18 protein-coding genes and 1 pseudogene are annotated in these 20,424 nt (G+C 55.8%); 10 read left to right on the top strand and 9 right to left on the bottom strand.

Annotation, left to right across the window (positions count from 1 at the left end; genetic code table 11):
* Positions 1 to 5: 5 nt before the first annotated feature.
* From PYR65_RS05200 to PYR65_RS05185, 4 genes and pseudogenes are all read right to left on the bottom strand, one after another.
* A complete protein-coding gene (locus tag PYR65_RS05200; protein WP_276120185.1) occupies positions 6 to 1,520 on the bottom strand; it encodes a methyl-accepting chemotaxis protein in 1,515 nt (504 codons plus the stop codon).
* Positions 1,521 to 1,924: 404 nt separating this feature from the next.
* Complete coding sequence (gene xylA, locus PYR65_RS05195; RefSeq protein ID WP_276120184.1) at positions 1,925 to 3,232, bottom strand: xylose isomerase; 1,308 nt, start codon at positions 3,230 to 3,232, stop codon at positions 1,925 to 1,927.
* A 76-nt stretch (positions 3,233 to 3,308) separates the two neighbouring features.
* Positions 3,309 to 4,763 carry a xylulokinase gene (xylB, locus tag PYR65_RS05190; protein WP_276120183.1) on the bottom strand — a complete coding sequence of 485 codons (1,455 nt, stop codon included), beginning with the start codon at positions 4,761 to 4,763 and terminating at the stop codon, positions 3,309 to 3,311.
* Positions 4,764 to 4,851: 88 nt separating this feature from the next.
* Positions 4,852 to 5,874: pseudogene (locus PYR65_RS05185) on the bottom strand (LacI family DNA-binding transcriptional regulator); the annotation flags it as partial.
* A gap of 379 nt (positions 5,875 to 6,253) precedes the next feature.
* Between PYR65_RS05185 and PYR65_RS05180 the strand changes: the two are divergent.
* Complete coding sequence (locus tag PYR65_RS05180) at positions 6,254 to 6,958, top strand: hypothetical protein (protein WP_276120182.1); 705 nt, start codon at positions 6,254 to 6,256, stop codon at positions 6,956 to 6,958.
* 171 nt (positions 6,959 to 7,129) lie between these two features.
* Here PYR65_RS05180 and PYR65_RS05175 read toward each other — a convergent pair whose 3' ends face one another.
* Entirely contained in the window at positions 7,130 to 7,621 is a 492-nt protein-coding gene (locus PYR65_RS05175) for a response regulator (RefSeq protein WP_328518499.1), read from the bottom strand.
* A gap of 460 nt (positions 7,622 to 8,081) precedes the next feature.
* Here PYR65_RS05175 and PYR65_RS05170 point away from each other — a divergent pair, with 460 nt between their 5' ends.
* Positions 8,082 to 8,606 carry a PIN domain-containing protein gene (locus PYR65_RS05170; protein WP_276120181.1) on the top strand — a complete coding sequence of 175 codons (525 nt, stop codon included), beginning with the start codon at positions 8,082 to 8,084 and terminating at the stop codon, positions 8,604 to 8,606.
* Between the two features lie 13 nt (positions 8,607 to 8,619).
* Here the strand turns inward: PYR65_RS05170 and PYR65_RS05165 are convergent, their stop codons facing one another.
* Positions 8,620 to 8,814, bottom strand: coding sequence for a hypothetical protein (locus tag PYR65_RS05165; RefSeq protein ID WP_276120180.1), 195 nt, complete (start codon positions 8,812 to 8,814; stop codon positions 8,620 to 8,622).
* Positions 8,815 to 9,766: 952 nt separating this feature from the next.
* On the opposite strand from PYR65_RS05165, the gene PYR65_RS05160 reads away from it, so the two are divergent.
* The 4 genes from PYR65_RS05160 (at position 9,767) to PYR65_RS05145 (ending at position 12,918) form a co-directional block, all read left to right on the top strand.
* Positions 9,767 to 10,468 (top strand): hypothetical protein, encoded by a 702-nt coding sequence (locus PYR65_RS05160; RefSeq protein WP_276120179.1) that lies wholly within the window; start codon positions 9,767 to 9,769, stop codon positions 10,466 to 10,468.
* Between the two features lie 495 nt (positions 10,469 to 10,963).
* Positions 10,964 to 11,644, top strand: coding sequence for a ParA family protein (locus tag PYR65_RS05155; RefSeq protein ID WP_276120178.1), 681 nt, complete (start codon positions 10,964 to 10,966; stop codon positions 11,642 to 11,644).
* Positions 11,644 to 11,946, top strand: a complete 303-nt coding sequence (locus tag PYR65_RS05150; RefSeq protein ID WP_276120177.1) for a hypothetical protein — start codon at positions 11,644 to 11,646, stop codon at positions 11,944 to 11,946. The genes PYR65_RS05155 and PYR65_RS05150 overlap by 1 nt, the downstream gene beginning before the upstream one ends.
* Positions 11,947 to 12,372: 426 nt before the next feature.
* Positions 12,373 to 12,918: a DUF6894 family protein gene (locus tag PYR65_RS05145; protein ID WP_276120176.1), complete on the top strand. Its 546-nt coding sequence runs from the start codon at positions 12,373 to 12,375 to the stop codon at positions 12,916 to 12,918.
* Positions 12,919 to 13,411: 493 nt separating this feature from the next.
* On the opposite strand, the gene PYR65_RS05140 is transcribed toward PYR65_RS05145, so the two are convergent.
* Entirely contained in the window at positions 13,412 to 14,032 is a 621-nt protein-coding gene (locus tag PYR65_RS05140) for a LysE family translocator (protein ID WP_276120175.1), read from the bottom strand.
* A 185-nt stretch (positions 14,033 to 14,217) separates the two neighbouring features.
* On the opposite strand from PYR65_RS05140, the gene PYR65_RS05135 reads away from it, so the two are divergent.
* The 4 genes from PYR65_RS05135 to PYR65_RS05120 all read left to right on the top strand — a co-directional run bounded on the left by PYR65_RS05135 (position 14,218) and on the right by PYR65_RS05120 (position 17,299).
* Entirely contained in the window at positions 14,218 to 15,318 is a 1,101-nt protein-coding gene (locus PYR65_RS05135; protein ID WP_276120174.1) for a helix-turn-helix transcriptional regulator, read from the top strand.
* A gap of 371 nt (positions 15,319 to 15,689) precedes the next feature.
* The gene (locus PYR65_RS05130; protein ID WP_276120173.1) at positions 15,690 to 15,989 is read left to right on the top strand and encodes a hypothetical protein; all 300 of its coding nucleotides are present in this window, start codon (positions 15,690 to 15,692) and stop codon (positions 15,987 to 15,989) included.
* A gap of 60 nt (positions 15,990 to 16,049) precedes the next feature.
* Positions 16,050 to 16,400 (top strand): hypothetical protein, encoded by a 351-nt coding sequence (locus PYR65_RS05125; protein WP_276120172.1) that lies wholly within the window; start codon positions 16,050 to 16,052, stop codon positions 16,398 to 16,400.
* Between the two features lie 95 nt (positions 16,401 to 16,495).
* Positions 16,496 to 17,299 (top strand): DUF1206 domain-containing protein, encoded by an 804-nt coding sequence (locus tag PYR65_RS05120; RefSeq protein ID WP_276120171.1) that lies wholly within the window; start codon positions 16,496 to 16,498, stop codon positions 17,297 to 17,299.
* A 1,115-nt stretch (positions 17,300 to 18,414) separates the two neighbouring features.
* Here the strand turns inward: PYR65_RS05120 and PYR65_RS05115 are convergent.
* A complete protein-coding gene (locus tag PYR65_RS05115; protein ID WP_276120170.1) occupies positions 18,415 to 18,975 on the bottom strand; it encodes a HEPN domain-containing protein in 561 nt (186 codons plus the stop codon).
* Between the two features lie 7 nt (positions 18,976 to 18,982).
* Positions 18,983 to 20,146 carry a DUF262 domain-containing protein gene (locus PYR65_RS05110; RefSeq protein WP_276120169.1) on the bottom strand — a complete coding sequence of 388 codons (1,164 nt, stop codon included), beginning with the start codon at positions 20,144 to 20,146 and terminating at the stop codon, positions 18,983 to 18,985.
* Positions 20,147 to 20,424 lie beyond the last annotated feature (278 nt).

The raw sequence follows: 20,424 nt of genomic DNA, 5'->3' as shown, positions 1-20,424 counted from the left end.
GGCTCTTAAGCGTAGCGCCGTTCGTTGCGCTGGCGAACGAGCGTGGGCGCACGCCGCCCGCCCGACACCGTGAACTGATCGGCCAAAGCCTTCAGGTTGCTGCTGACGCGCATCAGGTTGTGGGTCGCGGCATTGGTCTGTTCGACCATCGCGGCATTCTGCTGGGTCATCTGGTCCATGCCGGTGACGGCCGTGTTGATCTCGGTGATCCCGATTGCCTGTTCCCGTGCAGAGCCTGCAATCGCATCGATATGGCCATTGATATGGGTGACCTGCTCGCCGATGGTGCGCAGCGCATCGCCCGTCTGGTTAACCAGCGAAACGCCTCTGAGCACATCCTCGAATGACTTGTCGATCAACCCCTTGATCTCCTTGGCCGCATCGGCCGATTTCTGCGCGAGTTCGCGCACTTCCTGGGCGACGACTGCAAACCCCTTGCCGGCATCGCCGGCGCGGGCGGCTTCAACGCCGGCATTGAGCGCGAGAAGATTGGTCTGGAACGAGATCTGGTCGATAACACTGATGATCTGCGTGATCCGGCGCGAGGAATCCTCGATCGCGCTCATGGCGCTGACGGCCTGCTCGACCACCGCGCCGGATTTATGCGCCTCTGCGGTGGCATGACCGACGACGCGGCGGGCTTCCTCGGTGCGCTGAGCCGCTTCCTTGGAAATCGTGGTGATTTCTTCCAGCGCTGCAGCCGTCTGTTCGAGCGATGCGGCCTGCTGTTCGGTGCGGCGGGCCATGTCATCAACAGCCGTGACCAGTTCACCCGCATTGCCGGAGGTTTCGTCGGCGGCAAGAACAATGGAGCTCAGCGCGGTATCGAGCGTACCGAGCGCCGAATTGAAGTTGGTTTTCAGGCCGTCGAACTGCGGGGCAATATCAGCGTTCATCGTGGCGGTCAGATCGCCCTTGGCAAGGCCGGTCAGCGAACGGTCAAGTGCCGACAGCGCTTCGTCCTGCTGTGCCGAGAGCGTCTTGCGCTCGGCGTCACCGATCGCGCGCTGCTCCTGCAGCGCATCGAGATAGACGGAGATGGCATAATCCATATCCACGAAGGCCGCCTTCATGATCGCGGTCACTTCAAGCGTGATATCCTTCGCCTTCTTCTTGTAGAGGAAGCCCTCAAGATGTTTTTCGACAACGGCCTTGATGATCGATTCCATGATCAGCGCGTAACCGCCAATATACCAGCGCGGCTCCAGCCCGAGACGCGCATGCGTCTTGCCGATCGCCGTGACGGCATCGACATATTTATCATCGAAGGCGCCGGAGGCGATCTGGTCCCAGTGGCGAACCTGCCGGGTCTTGGCGCTTTTCACATGCGCTTCGCTGGAAAAGAACTTCGCCGTTTCCGGATGGACGGTCGCCTTCGCGTAGAACGTGTCGAGCGCGCCATCGAGCGAGGCGGAAATGGTTGGCCGTGCCCGCACGAGAGCAGCACGCTCTTCGCCGGCGAGCCCAACGAAATCGAGACGTTCATTGAGGTGTTTGGTCGTGGAAACGGGCGCAGACATATGGGAGCATCCTAAATCGAAACGGGGAAAGGCATGCGCGCTGCGCGATCGGCGTCATGCCGGCAGATGGTCTAAGGCGTAACCGGAGAATTAGGCGGGCATCGTTAACAATGCCTTTAAGAGCGCTCGTTTTTGTCGAAGCCAAAGAGGGGTAACAACCTGTTTTTCTGGCCTATTTTCTCAAAAATGCGACAAAGTGACCGAGATTGTCCGCCGATTGACGCTACAACCATTCATCGAGCCCAGCCGTTGTTGAGACCGCATCATACGGCAGGACCTGCCTGGAATTCATCTGCGCTCATGCTCTGCATATGATGCAGCGCGAACCCGCTCGACATTCGAGATCGTGAAAGGGCGCTACCGGCGCCCTTTCAATGCTTATGGAACAAACGTCGCGTGTCCGCTTAGACGTAGCGGTTGACAACGTTTTCGAGCAATTCCTGCTTGCCGGATTTCGGCTGCGGGTTGAGATCGGTCTTTTCGACATAGGCCGTGATCTCGTCCAACGACATGCTGGTCAGGCGCTTCTGCCCTTCTGCCGATTTCCAGCCGGCGTAGCGTGCATCGAGCGGGCCGGAAAGTGCCTTGTCCTCGACCATCTTGGCGGCGGCGCGCAGGCCCCGGGCGCAGCAATCCATGCCACCGATATGGCCGATCAGCAGGTCTTCCGGATCGATCGACTGCCGGCGCAGCTTGGAATCGAAATTGGTACCGCCGGTCTTGAAACCGCCACCGGACAGGACCTGGTAATAAGCCAGCGCCATTTCCGGAACGTTGTTGGGGAACTGGTCGGTATCCCAGCCGGACTGGTAGTCGTTGCGGTTCATGTCGATCGAACCGAAAATGCCGAACGCGTTGGCCAGCGCCAGCTCGTGCTCGAAGGAATGGCCGGCCAGGATCGCATGACCCTGCTCGATATTGACCTTCACCTCGTTTTCCAGACCGTAGGTCTTGAGGAAGCCATAGACCGTCGCAACATCGTAATCGTACTGATGCTTGGTCGGTTCCTGCGGCTTCGGCTCGATCAGGATCGCGCCCTTGAACCCGATCTTGTGCTTGTATTCAACGACCATGTTGACGAACCGGCCGAGTTGGTCGAGTTCCTGTTTCACATTGGTGTTGAGCAGGGTTTCATATCCCTCGCGGCCACCCCAAAGCACATAGTTCTCGCCACCGAGCTTCAACGTTGCATCGAGGCAGGTCTTCACGGTCGCAGCGGCAAAGGCAAAGACGTCCGGATCCGGATTGGTCGCAGCACCCGACATATAGCGGCGATGCGAAAACAGGTTCGCCGTGCCCCAGAGCAGCTTGACGCCGGTATCGGACTGCTTTTTCGCGAAATAATCGACGATCTCGTCGAGGTTCCTGGTGTTCTCGGCAAAATTCTTGCCTTCCGGACGCACGTCAGCGTCATGGAAGCAATAAAAGGGCGTGCCGAGCAACGAGAAGAATTCGAATGCCACATCAGCCTTCAGCTTGGCTGCCTGCATGCTGTCTTCAAACCAGGGCCGCTCGAATGTCTGGCCACCGAAGGGATCGCCGCCCGGCCAGACGAACGTATGCCAATAGGCCACCGCAAAGCGCAGGTGATCTTCCATGCGCTTGCCCATGACGATTTCATCCGGGTTATAATGGCGGAAGGCCAGCGGGTTGGTGCTGTCTGGGCCTTCATATTGGATCTTGGCGATATCGCCGAAAAAACCTGTGCTCATATGTGTTTCCTCTCGGTTTATAATTGAATTCTGCAAGGCCTTGCATCCACTCCCGGAGCAAGGCCCAAGGCCATGCTCAGAACATGGCGGACTTGATGGCCGGGTAGAGACGGCGGTAGCGCTGGTAGGCATCCTCGTAGGCGCCGTGCAGGGATGCTTCCGGCTGAATGGTTTCGGCGGTTTCCGGCGCCGTGAAGACGGACAGCGGATCAGCCTTTGTCGCAGCAACCAGACCAAGCCTCGCTGCGCCGAACGCAGCGCCGAAATCGCCATCAGCAGGCACATCGACCGGCAGGTTCAAGGCGGTGGCGATCGATTTCAGCCAATAGCGCGAGCGCGAACCGCCGCCAATGGCCGTTACCCGTGACAGCGTGGTGCCGGCGACACGCAAGGCCTCGAGGCTGTCGCGAAGCGCAAACGAAACGCCTTCCAGCACTGCCTGCGTCAAAACCACCCGGCTGCTCTCATGGGCAAGCCCGGCAAAGACGCCTCGGATGGATGCGTCATTATATGGCGTGCGCTCGCCCGAGAGATAGGGAAGGAAGCTGACCCCGGACGGTGCATTGAGGTTGTCGCCGAGTTCGGCGGTGAGGTCTGCAGCGCTTTTACCGGTGATCTCCGAATGCCAGTTCAGCGCATCGGTTGCCGACAGGATGACGCCCATCTGATGCCAGGTATTGGGCAGCGCGTGGCAGAACGCATGCACGGCACTGGCCGGATTGGGCAGATAGCTGGCATTGGCGGCAAACAGCACGCCGGAGGTCCCAAGCGATACGAAGGCATGGCCTTCGCCGACCGTGCCCATGCCGCAGGCCGAAGCCGCATTGTCGCCTGCCCCGCCGGCAACGACGACGCCCGAGCCCATGCCCCATTTGGCAGCCAGATCCGCTTTCAACGTGCCGCCCTGCTCCGTACCTTCGATCAGGGACGGCATCTGGCTTTCCGTCAACCCGGTCGCATCGAGCAGGCTTTCCGACCAGGCGCGCTTGCCGGTATCAAGCCAGGAGGTACCGGCCGCATCCGACATTTCGGAAATATGTTCGCCAGTCAGCCACAGGCGCAGATAGTCCTTCGGCAACAGGACCCAATCGACCTTCTCGAAAATTTCGGGTTCGTTTTCCGCCACCCAGGCCAGTTTCGGGGCCGTGAAGCCCGGAAAGACGATGTTGCCGGTCAGTGCCCGAAACTGCGGATCGGCGTCGAGCGCCAAAGCCTGCTTGTGGCTGCGCGTATCGTTCCACAGGATGCAGGGGCGCAGCACCTTGTCATTATCGTCCAGAAGCGTCGCGCCGTGCATGTGGCCAGACAGGCCGATGCCCTTGACTGCAGCCAGTTCCTTAGGGTGGGCCGCCTTCAATCCGGCAATGGCCTCTTCCGTTGCGCGGATCCAGTCGGCCGGGTCCTGTTCCGACCAGCCCGGATGCGGCCGCGACACGTCCATGGCCCCGGACGCGGAACCGATGACCCGCTGGCCGCCGTCGATCAGCAATGCCTTCACCCCGGATGTGCCGAGGTCGATACCGAGATACATGATGGTCTCCCTAGTCTTGCCTGCCCTGTCCGGGCGCCTGGTTGCTGCCCTGCTCGAAGGGCATCTCTATGTTGCTGCCCTGCTCGAAGGGCAGGTTGTCCTTGATGAAAATGTCGAGGCGGATCCGTTCCTGCGCGCCCAGAACCGCAACGCCGTCGGCCTTGGCCTTCAACACGCGGATGGCGCTGCGCACCTCATGCCCGGCATCCTGATTGAGGACGGCATCGATCAGTCCGTCTTGCAAGGCTGCGCGCGTATGCTGCGTCAGCTCATGCGCGATGACACAGACCGGGGCCGCATTTGAGCGCTGCTTCAAGGCTGCGATCAGGCCGCGATTGCCGGCGCCAAGGCTATAAATCCCGGCAATGTCCGGCGAGGCCGCAAGCGCTCCGGCGACCAGCCTCTCGACCAAAGCGGGATCGTCCTGCCCTTCGATGACAGGCAAAAGCACATGTCCGGGAAAATTTTCCGCCATCACGGCGCGGAACCCGTCAAGCCGTTCGCGGTGATCGCGCACCAGCATGGAACCGGCCACCACCGCAACCGGCCCGGAACGGCCGCCCAGAAAGCGCCCCATCAGACTTGCGGCCGTGCGGCCTGCCGCAATGTTGTCGACACCGGCAAAATGATCACGCTTGGAACCGGCAAGATCGGAAACCAGGGTCACGACAGGGATGTGATCAGCGCTGAGCCGATCGACGGCGGCCACGACATCGGCGGAATCGATCGCCACCACGGCAACGCCCGCCGGTGAGGCCGCACGCGCCTCGTCCAGCGCGGTCACCAAGGCTTGAGCATTGAAGGCGGGGACGCAGACGATGGAAATATCCGTGCGCTCGGCAGCGGAGCGCGCCATCGCTGAGCGAACCTGCGCCTCCAGCCCGCGCATGAAGGAATTATCGCCGCATGGCAGAATGAACACGAAGGGATAGACTCTGCTCTTGGCAAGGTTTGCGGCCGCGACGTCGCGGACATAGCCGATCCGCTCGATCGCCTGCTCGACCCGTTCGCGCGTGACGGTGCGCACGCCCGCGCGCTGGTTCAAAACCCGGTCGACGGTTGCAAGGCTGACCCCTGCCGCAGCGGCAATATCGTGAACTGTCGGGCGCATGTTTCCTCCGGCAAAAAGCCTTAGAGGAAAATCTGATGTACGTAAATCAGAAAATTGCAAACGCGACGTGACCGAAGATTTCCGGTCTCTCGTGTGGAAGTTCAAGGAAAATGTCGCAAAATCAGAAACATGTCACAAATTCTTAATAGGCATATTTACCTATTAGATCTTAGTTTAAGAACATTTTCGGAGGTACCGCAACATCTAAACTATGATGAGCGCTTATCTATAGTTTAAAATTGACAAAAAAGAATATCACTTCAATTAATATATTTTAAAACCCTCGTCAAGTTACCTAAGCGTGAGATTTATTAAGAATACGGTCTTCTAAATTGCAAGGTAATCTCAGAGACTTCTCCCGTGGAGAAGGAGGTATAAAATGCAACACATCCTACATGCGCACCGATATCGCCTAAAAATGCAAGATGCGATAAAGCGCTTGGATGGAATGGAAGCCGCAAATCCGGAACAACGCCTCGTCTCGCAGTCGCTATTAGCCGCCGAGTTTTGCGGTATGACGGAAGCTGAACTTCGGAAACGCCGACATCTACTTAACCACCTCGACCTCTTAATCTACGATTGGCAGAACGACGGCTGCACCACCTATGACGCCGACAATGTCCTCAATGCAGACCAAGATGACGCGCCTCAAGCATACGACCTCTTGTCGTCACTCGAGGGCGACATCGTCTATTTCAATTTCGGCCATCGCGCAGAGATGCGCCTTGCGAACGAGGCAGACGGTTTTATTGAAGGCGTTTATCTCCGAGAAGCATTCATGCACGGAGCCGCTGGGTTCGAGGTTACGATCGTGTGCGGAGGAGCAGCTTGGGATCGCTTTGAGACTATTAGGTTCGGTGACGCAATGCGAACCGCCTCGCAGATCCTGATCGGCTTCGTAGTACTTGACGAAGATTTCACGCGAGGTTTCATACCAAGCTCTCTTGATGGCGATCGAAGACTGATCGATGACGGCACCCTGCTTATGGCAATCGGCCTCGCCGACAAAATGCTTCGCATTCTCGCCTTCGGTGACCGCGTTGTAACGATCAACAACAGCCTGGTTCAAACAGCTTCCAGATAGAGACACCTAGCCACGCGGCGATCCCTCCGCACCTACCGCCATCGCTGCCCAGGGCGATCAAGTCGCTCAAGGCACCAACTCGTCCGATCTGGGCGTTGGCTGATATGAGACAAGCGGTCTCGGCAGATGGAGTAGCGTTCGTGAAGCGCTTAGCAGCACGGAAGGCTGCATTCATACAAGCCGCCATAAACAGACACGCAAGAGGCGCTCAATCCTTTCGGAGCGCGCCTCGCGCACCCGGACGGCCGCGACAGCGCGATGGTTGCTGCCGTAACGGGCGGTAGGTGATAGGTGCGAGCGCTCCTCCTCCAATTCAAGCAAGAAGCTTTCACCGCATCCAAGCGGATGCCCGACGTGGCGTTGTCGGCATTCGATCCTCAAGCTCCGCCAGGACGTCAATCCTGTAGGGTTTCGCCAGAGACACGCCCGCGCGTCACAGGCCTCGGAGGCGATATGCCCGCCCGAGGTGACGAGCACCGCGGGTCTGGCATCGTAGCTGGCAACGAGTTTGGCCAGATCGAAGCCGTTCAGCGCACCCGGCATGTCTACGTCGGTAATCAGCGCGTCTATTTCTTGCCGACCCAGGGCCGCGATCGCTTCGAGTACGTTGGACGCTTCGAGCACGGCGTAACCTTCGTCGGCAAGGCAATCCGATAAGGCCATGCGGATTAGTGGCTCGTCGTCCACTACCAAAACTGTACACTGCAACACGTTCGCCTCCGTGGTTTGTTGGATATCAACTCGCTCCCACGTAATCGGTCAGCTTCGATGGACGACTCTTTGATAAGAAACCTAATAAAAAGCCTACAATCGGCAGCGACGGTGCGATTCGTGCCCCTGCTGACGCGCGCCAGAGCCCGGCTGGCGCGGCTATGCAGGATGATCAGTAACGACTGGTCACCAGAAGGCCGTTTCCGATACATCTGAAAGTTTGCCCGGTCAGGGTCGCAAAAAAACTTGGAAAGACCAAGATCAACGCTGAATTCGTGCCAAGCGCGCATTCCTGTTGTTTCCGCAGAAAAAATCGATGGTTTAACATTTCCTTTTTTTACGTTTAATTAACTCTGACCGGCGACCGTACATATACAACTGGTCACTTTTTAGTCTTTGACAGGAGGCTAGCTTGTTTCTAATCGACACGAATGTTCTAAGCCACGCTCAGAAGCCCAAACAAAATCCGACGATAAGAGAGTGGTTCTCGCGGCAAGATAGTCTGGCCATTCCGTTCCCGGTGCTGCTTGAGATACAGCAAGGGATCGTCGAGCTCGGCAAAAGGCAACCGGACAGGGCGGCGGATCTTTCCGGCTGGCTGGACACGGTCCTGGCGAGTGATTTTGTCTATCCGACGATCACGCCTGCCGTGGCCAGGGTACTAGCAGAGATGAACTGCTGCAATGCTTTGAGGGGCCTCTGGCAAACCAACGGATCCAAGGAGAAGAAGCCAGGACAGGACCTTTTCATCGCAGCGATAGCCATCATCCACAACCTTCCGATCGCCACGTGCGACGTCGACGATTTCGTGCTGATAAACGACTTTTTTCCACTCCCCGGAGTATACAATCCGGCTTTTAACATGTGGCTGGTCACACCCGGAGCGGCGGTCCGAGCCACGTCCACGCAGGCGAACTATCAAAAGTACGCCGGGTGAAGATGAATGCGGCTTAGGTGTCGGAGGGACCGCCGCGAGCCAAAACGTCACCGATGCGTTCTCTGTCAGATTTTGCGGTGAACTTTACTTCAAAGGTACCGTCGACGTCGGCGATCCGCTGGATACGCCCCTCTTTCGCTCCCTCGAGGAGATCAGTGAACTGTTTCTCAGCATCACTTCTTTTCCACTCTTGGACTTCGTTCAGCACGTTGCACCTCGTTTGGCTCCGGCAGTTATAACCGATTCCAGGTCGATGTGGAACCTGGAAGCGACGACTCGTAAATCAAGACCCCGGATCTCCACACGACCACTCAAGAGCGTCCGCTGCCAGTCTGAAGCATCGCGTCTGATCGAGCGGAAGCCGTTGAGATTGGTCGACCCCGGGGTCTATACTTGTTGTGTGGAGAAGAGTTTACGACCTCCGCATATTATTGACGCATCATTGTTTCCGCTCGATCAGCGCTTCGTCCAGTAGACCTCGAGCAATTCGCGTAGGAGGGACAAAAGTACGGCCGTCAACCGTCGCGCGGGCTCGTCACGGCGCATCGGCCGCGGACCTTGCATGGTGTCACCAGAAGAGGCAAGGGGCCTGCCTGGCGCAAGACATAGCTCGTGCACACCCTCTCTGTATGTCGGACCATCAGGAACATCTTGAAGCCGCAATTTCGTTTCAACGTTATGCATCAGGACATCTTCGACATGATCGCACGTCAGCATGTAAAAGAGCGGTGAGTGCGCTCCCACTGGAGCAAATCTGGATCGGGTTCTAGAAGAAACGTGACATCCTGCCGACCACGAATGGAGACAGGCAATCTCATACGTTCCACGGTCGGCATCCGATGAGTTTCGGTGCTGACGAGGAGCATCCCATCTTCGAAAGGACGCAGCGGCTGATCACGCAGTGGATAACGATACTCACCACACAACACCGATGCGTAACCCCGCTTCCTGAGCGGTCGTTTTTCAGCGTATTCGTATGATGGACGGTGCGATCTTGGCCATTTCGGAACATTTAGAGAACAAGTGCGCTGGCGTCAAGCGCTCTTGATGCGAGGGGAAGTCGTGGTGCGTCAGCGGTCCTCGCTCATTGGCGGCATATTGTGGCCGATGAAATATTCGGTCAGTCTTGTAGGCAGAGGATCTTTAAGACGGAGCTGACATTGATTTCACATGACGCGCGTGAGAAACGGATGCAACTGTACCACGAGAGGCAGATAGCCTCGCTCAGTAGAACCCACGCTTCCGAGGAAGAGGTCGACGACGCGCTCAAGCTTGCGCAGGATAACGGGCTTTCTCGGTTCTCGGTCGAATTTAGGCTGGACGACGAAGCCGATTACGCCCCCGGACGCTGGGTGTTGCAGTCAGGCCTTGGAGCGGCGTTTGAGAGCTATGTGTCCGCGCTGCGCGAAATGGACAAGGTCCGCTGGGGAAACAACCCGATTGGCGGGCTGACAGACCAGCATCATAAAACCTTAGATGGCGTTGTCGCCGCCGCGCAGGTCCTCGCGGGACTCGGGTGGCCAGTTAACTGGCAACAGAACGTGCAGACCGTTCTCGAGGTTTCCGAGTACGGCCTTCGCGGCGGTAGATTGGTCGATCGGTTCTCGGAGCTCCCGGAGCGCGTGACGTTGAGTGAAGAGCTTCTTCTGTTGGGAACCGTCACCTTCCACCGACAGGACCGTTCGGCGGATGGTGTCGCCGCCCCGTTTAAGTCTGCGGTACTTTCGGCGGAGAATCGTGCGCGGTACGGAAATACGCCGCTCTACCTTCGTAACGCCGATGAAAGTCTGCCAGCCCGCTTCAGATATTCGAGCCATTGGATGCAGGGGACATCGGGGACATCGCATAGGTTCGCCATTTAGATAATCGCGGAAGCCCCCTGCGGTGCGGTTTCGTTTAGCCGGAACACTTTAGAGAGCTAGCGCCGTTTCGTTTTCACGCTTCGACAAGCCGACGGGGAGCCGTGGCACGGTCCTACCACCCTCGTTGCGGACGTTTCCGTTCGCTTGAGCATGCGAAGGCGAGTGATCGAACGGTCGGAAGCAGGGCGCCTCGCGCGATGATACTTCCGCTGGCAAAGCGCAACATAGGATTGTCCTCACACGATTTAATAAAAGTCAGCGGGGGTGCCGAAACGAGGTCATCGGAGGCTGACGGTAGACTTGTGTTGTGAAAATCGGATTCAAGTATCCTCCGCGATTTCAGAGCATAGAAGCATGCTAAGGATCCCCTCCGCTCTGGTTGCTATCCTATTGCAATCATGAAGATAGCTTTCCGCTATATTGATTTCAGAAGTATTTGCCATTGCGCGTTGACATCGGATCATGTCTTATTTCACACGTCTTAGGAGATTCGTAATGCCAGTCATTTGCGCCGCCAATCCCAAAGGTGGAGCCGGAAAATCAACTACGGTGCTGGTGCTTGCCACAACGTTAGCGGAGCAAGGCGCACACGTAACCGTCATCGACGCTGATCCTAATCGCCCGATTTCTTATTGGCGCACTGGAAACAGCAGACTTCCGGTCGAGGTCGTAAGCGACGTGACGGAGGCAACAATCCGCGACCGAATAAATTTGGCTGCGGCAAAGGCGCAGTTCGTTTTCGTTGACCTTGAGGGCACCGCCAGTCGTCTTGCTTCGCGAGCGATGATCCGATCCGACCTCACGATCATACCGCTTGGCGGTAGTGCGCTCGACGCAATGCAGGCGGCGCGCGCGGTCAGTCTCGTGCGAGAAAACGAGGAAGACATTGGACGAAAGCTGTCGTTCGTACTAGCGTTCAATCGGACCAATCCTCCCCCCTTTGTTAGACGCATTGAGCGCGAGATTACCCAACAGCTGCAGCAAAACGAGCTGCCTGTCCTCAATACGCACCTTCATCGGCGCGAAGCCTATAACGCAATATTCATGGAGCGCCTTGGGCTCAACGAACTGGACCCGAGGAAGGTGAACGGGCTGGACGTGGCCGCTGATAATGCTATCCGGTTGACGGCCGAAATTCTCGAGCTACTGCGTAGCCAAAGCAAGGATGCTGCATAATGACCAACGACTTCGGGTTCGGCAAACGCAAGCTGGACATTTCCGACTTCAAACCTCGTGACGAAACGCAGCTCTCTAACGTTCCCCATGACACGGGTGACGAGGCAGCTCAACGCGCGGGCTTCGTCAGCCGAGAGGCGGTCCAACGCGTTGAGAGGGTCCGTAAGTCAAAGGAGCCTATTGACCAGGCTTTCATCAGAGCACCCATTAGCGTGATCAACAGGTTTAAGATCCACTGCAACGAGACCGGGATGTCTTACGGGGAAGCGCTTGACGACCTTATGAGAAAAGCAGGCGTTTGAACGAGAGTTCCTTTGTTGCATCATGACGGTGTGCTGATAGCAATCTGAAATCACCATCGGTGTTGTTGAACTCAGATACCGACCGTTGCTAAAAATTATCAAGACCGAGTGGGCTCTTACCTCGTCAAAATAGGTGTTCAGCTGCCTACCCAGACACCTCACGCACCCCCCCGTATGGCCACATAACAAGGCAGTATGATTGGCCTACACAGAGGCCATGTGTTACTTCCCTCGTTGTTTGACCACTGCGGTTACCAATGGAATGGCGACAGCTATAACCGATCCGATCGGTAGTCGTCGAAGCGCTTTGGTCACCAGGTAGGGCCCTGCGGACAGTGCGAGGAATTTAGCCCACGGATACGGTCCCAGCTGGGTCCGGGCGCTTGCGTCCGCCCATGTCATGCTCGATCTGGTCAGCACACCTATTTGGCTCCGAATAATTTCCAGGCGAGCACGAAACAGATCGATCTCTTTATTGAGGAGTTCGTGTCGAAGGCGCGCTCTGTGTTCTACAGAGGCCATGCGGCCAACGGGCAAATCTTGCTCGGAAGCAACCGAAAAGGCTTCTTCCTTGAGAGTGTCAACGGGGGTTTCCGGCATGTCGCGCTTTCGTTCAGTCATCGCGGTCTCCACTTTTTCTTGCTGGCGCTAAAACGCCCGGCACCTGAAAAAGATGCGCAGGCTCGAAGACTTTCTGGACCGGGCAGGAACCAACAAGCGAAAGGATGGTTTGCCGCAAAAGGAGGGTGCCATGTCCGGTTTTCAGTTTCGTTTGCCGACCGGGAAGGCGATGTCGGCTCCGACGACGTGGATGAGTTTGAAGATCTACTTTCAGCAGACGGAGAGGTGAAGCGCGTTCTGGGGGAAATGGCTCTCGACGGGATACCAACCTCATCCGGAGCGTCGATGTCGGTCCAAATATTGGATCGCGGAGGACGCTCCTTGGCAACGGTCGGATTGACCCTAACATAGGTTACTCTGCGACAGGGGCCCTAGCTTGAACTGCGGACTTTTGACGCTTCAGGAGACACGTGATTTGACATCCCTCCCTCCGTCTTTTTGTGCTGCCTTCAGCAACGCTTCCCGGCATGTTCCCCTAGTTTCATGCAAGCTTGCCACGCTACATCGTCCTCCGATACTGGAGGCAATATAATGTCTTATGATTGGAATGGAGACCGAACGAGGCGGGTCGCCGTCATGAGGCGTCTGGGGGTCGTCGGCCTTCTAGCGCTTCTCGTCGCGATCGCGTTGCTGCCTTTGCTCGCTATAGGGTAATCCCGTGTTGGACATTACCTTACTACGAGGCCTCTGTTTATTTTGAACAGTCGGCCCGCATGGGGTTTCGGGATCGCACCTGGGCACTTCGCCCGCGAAATCGAAACCATCAGGCTCCGAATGGGCTCTGCTAGCCGAATTTCACAGTTTCCACAGAGGGGAGCCACTCCTCGCTTGGCTCGCGAAGCCCTCAAGAGCCAGAGAGCACCATTGCCACACCCAGAACCATAAAAATTGCTCCGAACGTCATATTCATCAGATTGGCCCAACGCTGGTTCACTGACCTTCCTTTCAGCATCGAGATGCTCAGGCCGACCAGTCCGAACCATCCTATCGCCACCAGGAAGACGGTTACCGCTATCAAGGCCCACCCGCCGCGAGATGAATAGGGTGGAGACGCGGACGCAACGAACATCGCAGTGACAGGATTGGCAATCGCTGTGAGAAATGCCAGCCGGAAACGGCCTCGGGTTTCGACAGCACCCGAAAGATGGAATAAATTGCGCAGGGTCGCCGCCTTGCTCCAAGATCTCAACGCCAAAAAGATTAGATAGGTGCCGAAAATTAGCGCGAGCAAGCGTCGGGTAGTCTCCCCGCTCAAAAGAGAACCTGCGCCCAAGGAAACAAACGCCGACAGCAGGCCAGCACCCGTTGCAATTCCGAATGCCGCGCGCAGAACGTCCGACCGGTCTGAGTTGAGGCTCGCGTTCGCTACGACCGCGAAATTTGGCCCAGGAACCATCGCCAGCATAAAATAAGCCACTGCGAATGGGACAAGCTGCGTCGTTAGAGCATGCAACTGCAATGACATTTGGATCGCCCACACGCAGGCGAATAGACGCCTGCCTCCTCAGGGTGCCGACGGTGGATGATAAATGGTCCTCTTGGTAGTCGGCAAATGCCGACGTTTCCGCAGAATTCAGCTGTTTCGCGATAGCGCGAACTGTGCTCCAATAGCTGCTGGTTGAACCCTCCTAAGTCCTCTCGTGAGGTTTCATGATCGAAAATCTGGTCGACAGCTTTTACGAGGCGGCGTTTTTGCCCGAGCAATGGGTGGAGGTCCTTGATCGGACCAGCGCGGCGACCCAATCCGCGACGGGTACGCTATTCGTGTTTGAGGATAACTGCCCGCCCAGAGGTCGGACCTCGCCAGCCGCGCAGGGACTTTTCGAGGACTTTATCAGCGGCGATTTCTGGAAGACCTGTGCCAGTGTTCAGAGAATGTGCGATACGCAACCAGGCAGTTTCGTTAACGTGGACGACTATCTGACCGCGGATGAGATCGCTCAGGACCCCATCCGTATCCGGTTACGCCAGGCGGGTATCGGCTCGAACCTCTGCACGTCGATCCCGCTGCCAAGCGGCGAGCTTGTGATGTTCGTTTTCCAGAGGTGGTTGTCGGGTGGCAATCACAACGAAGAAGCCGTGCGACTGCTGAATGCTTTACGGCCCGACATGGCTCGGGCGGGCCTTGTAGCGGCGAGACTTCGAATGGAACGGGCGCGCTCAACGGTGGAGGCCCTAAATTCGATGGGCCTCCCTGCGATGACTCTGAATTCGGGCGGGAGGGTGCTTGCGGCCAATGACCTGATCGCTGCCTTATCTCCCCTGCTGGAGATAGCAGCGTTTGATCAAGCGTCACTCGCAAACCCTGTTCTCGATGGCCTTTTTCAGGAATGCTTGGCGGCTGTTGGAAAACGGCGACAATCCGTGGTCCGATCCATTCCGCTGCCGGGGCTTAACGGTGACCCGGCCACAGTGCTCCACCTTATCCCACTGATCCGCAACGCCAGAGATCTGTTCGGAGCGGACATTCTGGTTGCGGCGACCACCGTGAAAACAAGTTCGCTTGTGCCCGATCCGAGCATATTGAGTGCACTTTTCGATCTCTCTCCTGCGGAGGCGAGGCTAGCAACCGAGCTGACTTCAGGCCTGACGTTGCAAGAGGCCGCCCGACGGTCCAACGTAACATTCAAGACGGCGAGAACATACCTCGAACGCATTTTTGCGAAGACAGGTGTTCATCGGCAAAGCGAGCTACTTGTACTGTTGGGGAATACAGCTCCGCTGGTACAGCCGTTATCGAGGGCCAAATGATATTCTCCGAGGTCAGTCCAAGATATCGGCACTTGGCAGGCGAGCGGGATGCCCCTTTTAAGCCGCCCACCGACAGCGAGGCCGCTCTGGATCGGCAATCTTTCTCTTGATGCAGTGACAGAGGCGTGGTCGAGGTAAGCCTTTCGGTCTAACGGTTTCGACCACGCTCCCACCTCAAGAATTCTTCGGCGACACGGCACTGTGATATTGCGAGATGCCAATCTGCGTGAAGAGGTGGCGATAGACCGAATCTTCACACACCCTGGGAAAGCTTTGAAAAACCCAAAGAGGTGTGAAAAACCAAATCGACTAATATTACAAAAGACAACACGCCCTCCCGGCGGTACTGCTGTCAAGAAAAGAGAGGTGCCATGAGTGTTGAAAGTCGCCGCGCTACGATTGCGAGATTGATAACGAGCGAAGGTGCGGCAGGTCGGCCCATCGCCCAAGATCGCGATTTTCTGTCCTTGGCTGAACGCTGGATAGACGACGAAATCAAGATGGCCGAACTGTGTCGGATTTACGTGGATGTGCGGGCGGAGCGTCGTATGCAAACGTTCGACCCGCGCCACAGGCCAGAGCATGCAGTCCTGGATAAAGGCCCAGTTTTGTCCTCAGAAGACTTCCTGGCTGAACTTGCGCGCTTGACAGGTTCCGATCTCGACCGATGATCATCGGCATGATTGACGCCAACATCCGAGCACAACGCCATTTAGAAAATCGAGGGAACCATGCCGTTCACCGACGCCGCCAAAGCCGACGCCCACGCTCTGTTCGATGACCATCGACCATCCCCGGACGGTTTGGCGGAAGAGGATGTGCTGGGCTTCACGAGTGCAATGTGCTTTCGGCCCATGGAAGACGGCGAGATGGTGATCCGGCTTGCCGGGGAAGACGGCGAGCCGATCGATCTACGGACAAACCCCGTTTGCGCCGGAAGACTTGCTATTGCTCTGCTCGACCTGATCAACCAACAGGGGTGGTTCGACGTCGATCTCCGTGTGAACGACGGAAGTTCCGAAATTGCGCGCATCACGCCGCCGGTTCGCGGCGAGTTTGCGTGCCGTCCCGCAAATGACTGACGTCATTTTCTAATTCCTGCCGGAACTCACCGCGAGGGTAGGAAAAGCCTATCCGGGTTCAGGGCGTCCGGCTTCATGAGTATGGAAGAGGTTACATGCACACCCAGTCTCCGTTTCAATGGCTCGCACGTTCCGGTTATGCGGCGCGTGGCATCGTTTACGTTCTTGTAGCTGGCATTGCGCTTTTTTCGTCTTTCGGTAGCGGCAAGCCCGATTCGAAGTCGGCCCTCCATGTGGTTCTTGAACAGCCGCTTGGGCGATTCTGGCTCGGGCTTATCGCGCTTGGGCTGCTCGGTTTCATCGCATGGCGGCTAGCACAAGCGTTCGGTAACGCGGACGGGCACCCGCCGACCGCGAAAGGGTATGGCACTCGCTTCGGCCTTCTCGTGAGCGCACTGGTGTACACCAGCTTGGCGATTTATGCGTCGAGCGTGGCATTGGGCATCGGTAGTAAAAGCGGGAGCGGCGGCGAAACTGGTTTGAGCGCCTGGCTTATCGAGCAGCCGTTTGGACGATATCTTCTGGCGGGCGTTGGCCTGGCAACAATCGGAGCTGGGATCGCACAGATTCTGAAAGGAACTGGACGCGGCTACACCAAATATCTGGACATTCCACACACCGCCGGGACCGCCATCGACTGGATTTGTATGTACGGCCTTGCGGCCCGTGGCATTATCTTGGTGATAACTGGCGTGTTCTTCCTTTACGCCGCGTTCGTCGTGGATCCCGGCCAGGCAGGCGGCATATCCGACGCATTGGACTGGGTGCGTCAGCTACCGTTCGGGGCAATTCTATATGTCGCCGTGGCAATTGGCCTTTTCGCGTTCGGGCTGTATGGATTTGTGGAATCCGCCTACCGTCGGATACGTCCGCCGACCATCGCCAGCTCGATGCGATAGCGCTAGAGCGGCGTCTTGTCCGATTGCCGTGCCTCCATCCGCAATCAAAGAACGGGAATGAGTGCCGGGGAGCGGCAGTAAGGTGCCATTCCGCGGGACGCCGACCTATACCCGCGCATGAGGCGTTCACACGCCCGTACAATTTCGGTGGCCGATACGCGGAGGTAATTCTGCCGTCGTGAGTTGTTAAGAAGAACACTGGCGGACGGGGACATGAACATTACCTCAGTGGCACGACGGCAAAGCGTGATTCCCGGCTTACAAAGTCGAAGGCATTACCGGAGAAATGCGGTGGCTGTGGCGTGTTGGTTGTGTACCGAAAGGGGACGCCGTAAGTCAGTCGGTGTGTATTCTTTGACGACCTCCTCGGGGCCGGGTGCGGAATGTCAGCTTTTCTGAAAATGAGGACAGAGTCCTGCCGTTCGAAAGAATATTTTAAGCATGCAGCGGCCACGCAATCGCGTTATGTTTTTTGCCACTAGAAAGGCTGACAGTATTTTTGTCATGAAGATAGCTTCCCTGGACCGACGCGTCCTTGTTCACAGCGAGACAGAAACGAGCGAGCGCTTACTGAGCTCGCTGCGCGATGAACCGTGTCTCGTACTGCTCGGCGAGCCCGGCTGTTTGTTTCCACGCGGAACTGAGCCGGTTTTTCCACCGAGAAGTGAGCCACCTCTAAGTATAGTTTTCTGATAAGGCTTTGGTCAACAATCAGCGGTTCGAGACGCTTCGTCAGCAGGCACTTCGACGAGGACCCGCTTGTCAGGATGAACGAGTGGGCGACCCCGGACATGATGCGCATCCGGCGATCGACCGTCGAGCATCCCTTCGGCACCATTAAGACAATGATGGCCGGCGGCCGCTTCCTGACACGCAACCTCAAAGGAACACGCCCCAGTCCCGCCAGTACGTCGTGCGGCTTTTTTATCTTGCTCTGCAAGGAGTCCTCCTCTGATCAATTCGAAGAGCAATCTACCTTTCATGGAGATGGCCCTCTCCATCCTCGCCTACAACATCATGCGGTCCATCAGCATCACCGCACCGCAGGCCTAACCCACAAAACAAAAATAGGCCCCAGTCAAACTGGAGCCCAAATTCGTTTCCACACAGGCTGGTTAGGCGCCTATTTCCAATTGCTCATCTTTGGGAATTGCAGAAAATTCTTCCAGGTATTCACCGATTTTCTCGACAAAATTATTCGCGTTTCGATATCGGGCATAAATTTCATCGAAGCTGTCGTTTAGAGCATAGTTCTGAAAGTCTTTGTGAACTAGAAGGTTGCGAGAATTGCCCAAGGTAAGAAAATCTTGAATATCTCTTTCTAAATCAGCATCTTGTTTTACTTTTTCTATCATCCAGGACTTGAATTCCGGCCCAAACAAGCCAAAAAAAGTGTTCGCATTACGCTTATCCCAATCAAACCAGCTATGGTACTGTCGTGATATGGCCTTGGCTTTGACGAGAAACACTACCGGATGCATTTTACCTGTGCGTCGGGCACAAAACACTTCGACATCTGTTGAGAGCTTGTGCTCAAAATAGCTTGCACAGGCCATTAGTAGCGACTTGCGCTGCAGATCTGTGATGGTGACCTGCAGTGTAACTTCGCAGTGTTCCACTAGGATTTTGGTGACTTCCCCCAGTTGTCCGTAAAGCTCTTCAATTTGCTGTGCCATAGTTCACCTACAGAGCGGTGATAAGTGCGCGAGCGCGGTCCATACGCGATTTGACGTTTGCTGTTCTGGTCGTGCCCTGCAAACTCGCACTCTGAAAAGTTGGATCGGAGATCAAAGTTTGGATTTCTTCCAGATTTGCGTGTCCCACCGGAAGCCTGTTTCCCTCGAATGCATTTTCAAGAAGCGCACAGAAAACAGATTCAAAAAGTGCGAAGTTAAAACGCTTCGTTGTCTTTCCGATGAACACATCTGCAGGAAGGTTATCAGTAGCAGTGAGAAAGCTGCCGAACAACGATATGAGGTAGTTGTTTTTATCCGCAGTATTCGACTTAGACATCTTTGAAAATTGGTTCAGGAACCTGACCATAGATGGTGTGTATTCTTTGTTCCGAATAAGCATAGCAAAACTGCGTAGAAGGATTTCAATGTCTTTCATGTGCAGGTCAGGCTCTGTAGTTCCGAGCAAAGCTCTCCAACGGGGCTCCAGATTGGCCTTGTAAAGAGCGTCGTAAAACTTAGAGTGATACATGCTCGTACGTATTTCCTGTGGTGTAAGGTTTACACCACCCGTATTTAGTCGATTGAAAACTTCAAACATCGACGAGTCGTCATTGTTTGGGCTGTTTTGCTTAACCACGATGTTACGAATTGGCCTTAAATCGAGTTGGACTTTATATTCGTCGAGTGTCGCATAGTTGAGGCCGTGAAACTTGCTTTTCTCATTAGGCAACGTTCCGGCGAGTTTCAAATTAAAGTCTTCAAAGTATTGATCATTGAAAAGTATATTGTCTGGGATGCCACCCTTATCGTCGAATATGACTCGCAGTTCGCCGCGGGCTTCGATCTTAGGAAACCGCTTTTTGATAAAGTAGTATATTGACATAAGCCGCTGCTGTCCGTCGATGACCAAGAAGTTATTTCGGGATTGCTCGTAAAGAAAGATCTGTGGGACCGGGATGCCCAAGATTAGTGACTCCACCAATCGCGACGCTCGGACCTTGTCCCAGACGTAATTTCTTTGGAAGCCCGGTATTTTCACAGCGCCGGCCTCAACAAAACTGAACAGCGTCAGAACGTTGAAGTCATTGGGAGTCGCCGTTATGTCATACTCATCTATTTGGCCCCCGGCTTCATCATCAGAATAATCATCGAACCATACCGAGTCTGACATTTCTCTCTCTCCACAAAACTGAAGCAGATTACTACATCTCTTGCACTGCCGAATTCAACCTATGAATGCTCACAAATTTTGGTCAGTTTCGACGCACAGTGCTGCGCACTGTCCAGTTTCATGGATTGCGGCTCAGGTTCGAGGCAGCTTAGTTTTATCTCAATGCTGAGTTGAGTAGCACATATGATATTGCCTGGGAGACGAGAAATTTTCCCTGAGTTTGTGTGACCCTGTTAACGCGATATTATGTAATAAAATCAGTGATACAGGTCGTTTTC

The organism is Pararhizobium qamdonense, assembly GCF_029277445.1.
In the GTDB taxonomy this organism is placed as follows: Bacteria; Pseudomonadota; Alphaproteobacteria; order Rhizobiales; family Rhizobiaceae; genus Pararhizobium; species Pararhizobium qamdonense.
Note: the sequence above shows the minus strand (reverse complement) of the source record. Positions and strands in the feature narration are given on the sequence as shown.